Raw genomic sequence first — 1,025 nt, 5'->3', positions numbered from 1 at the left:
GGTAAGTTAAAATTCGACTACCCACTGTATTTCACATAGAGCCAAATTAAGCTATAAAATAATACTTCGTAAGGATCAACTAAATGGTGTAATAAAGGTTTATGTGCAATATTTTTTTGCTGGCCTTGAATAACATTAAATCCATGCTGCAATTGTATTTGAATACTTAGAAAGTAATCTTCTTCTTTGGATTTAGCGATAATTGCTTCTTTAAGTAGTTTAAGTTTTCAGGGGCTCTGTTTTTTAGTAAGGCTAAATTATAAAAAAAGCCATGAATGCTAGGTAAAAAGACATTACGCTTACGAGTTTTCTGCTTAATTTGTTGCACAGTTGCAGAGTAAAATTTCAATGCTTCATCATTGCGATTTTCTAAAAAGCATAAACTGCCCCTTAACGTTAAACCGCGAATTGAATAATCCTGTTTAATCAGGTTTTCTATATCCTGAGTATGACCCAGTATGATTTTGTATTCGGCAAAAGAAAGAATAGTGGCATTAGTAGCATCATCAGATTTAATATGATCTTGCAATACCTGCAATGGAAAACTAATATCCTGTAGACTTAAAAAAACCGTATTCAGCATAACTAGATAAAACAAATTCTTTAATATTGTTATTTATTGATTCAAACCAGGCTTGATCAAAAGGAGAGAAAAAAAGTAACTCCAGCGCAGACATGGCTTCTTTAGGAAACTCATTTTCTATGTCCAGATAGCATGTCTCAAATTGCTTATCATCACCAAGATAAAGATACAGGCGCGCCATGCTACCTCACGAAATTCCGGGACTCCTGTCGCCGTAATTCGTTCACCTACGCAGCGAATAGGAGATGCTCCAGCCGCCCTGCGTCCGCCACAGACTGAGCACAAAGCAGCTCAGTCATGGCTACCACAAATGGCTCTACGGCTATTCGGGATAAAATTTTAGCCTCCCTCGCGCGCTATCACGCACTTCGGATTGGCAAATTTCCCTGCGCCTTCTGGAGACTATCAGCCCGTCCGGGGCTGACAGCGTGGGATCATAATC

Annotated in this window: 3 protein-coding genes; all 3 read right to left on the bottom strand. The window is 38.7% G+C overall.

Translation table 11 applies throughout. The features are described from left to right. Window positions 1–166: 166 nt before the first annotated feature. The 3 genes from CDZ78_RS10790 to CDZ78_RS21950 are packed head-to-tail and all read right to left on the bottom strand — an operon-like array spanning window position 167 to window position 868. Complete coding sequence (locus tag CDZ78_RS10790; protein ID WP_167374261.1) at window positions 167–583, bottom strand: hypothetical protein; 417 nt, start codon at window positions 581–583, stop codon at window positions 167–169. Next, window positions 546–764 (bottom strand): hypothetical protein, encoded by a 219-nt coding sequence (locus CDZ78_RS21955; protein ID WP_087870019.1) that lies wholly within the window; start codon window positions 762–764, stop codon window positions 546–548. Before CDZ78_RS21955 ends, CDZ78_RS10790 begins: the two co-directional genes overlap by 38 nt. Continuing rightward, entirely contained in the window at window positions 701–868 is a 168-nt protein-coding gene (locus tag CDZ78_RS21950; protein WP_167374260.1) for a hypothetical protein, read from the bottom strand. The genes CDZ78_RS21955 and CDZ78_RS21950 overlap by 64 nt, the downstream gene beginning before the upstream one ends. Between the last annotated feature and the right edge of the window lie 157 nt (window positions 869–1,025).

Origin of the sequence: Bathymodiolus platifrons methanotrophic gill symbiont, assembly GCF_002189065.1 — a bacterium.
Classification (GTDB): Bacteria; Pseudomonadota; Gammaproteobacteria; order Methylococcales; family Methylomonadaceae; genus Methyloprofundus.
Note: the sequence above shows the minus strand (reverse complement) of the source record. Positions and strands in the feature narration are given on the sequence as shown.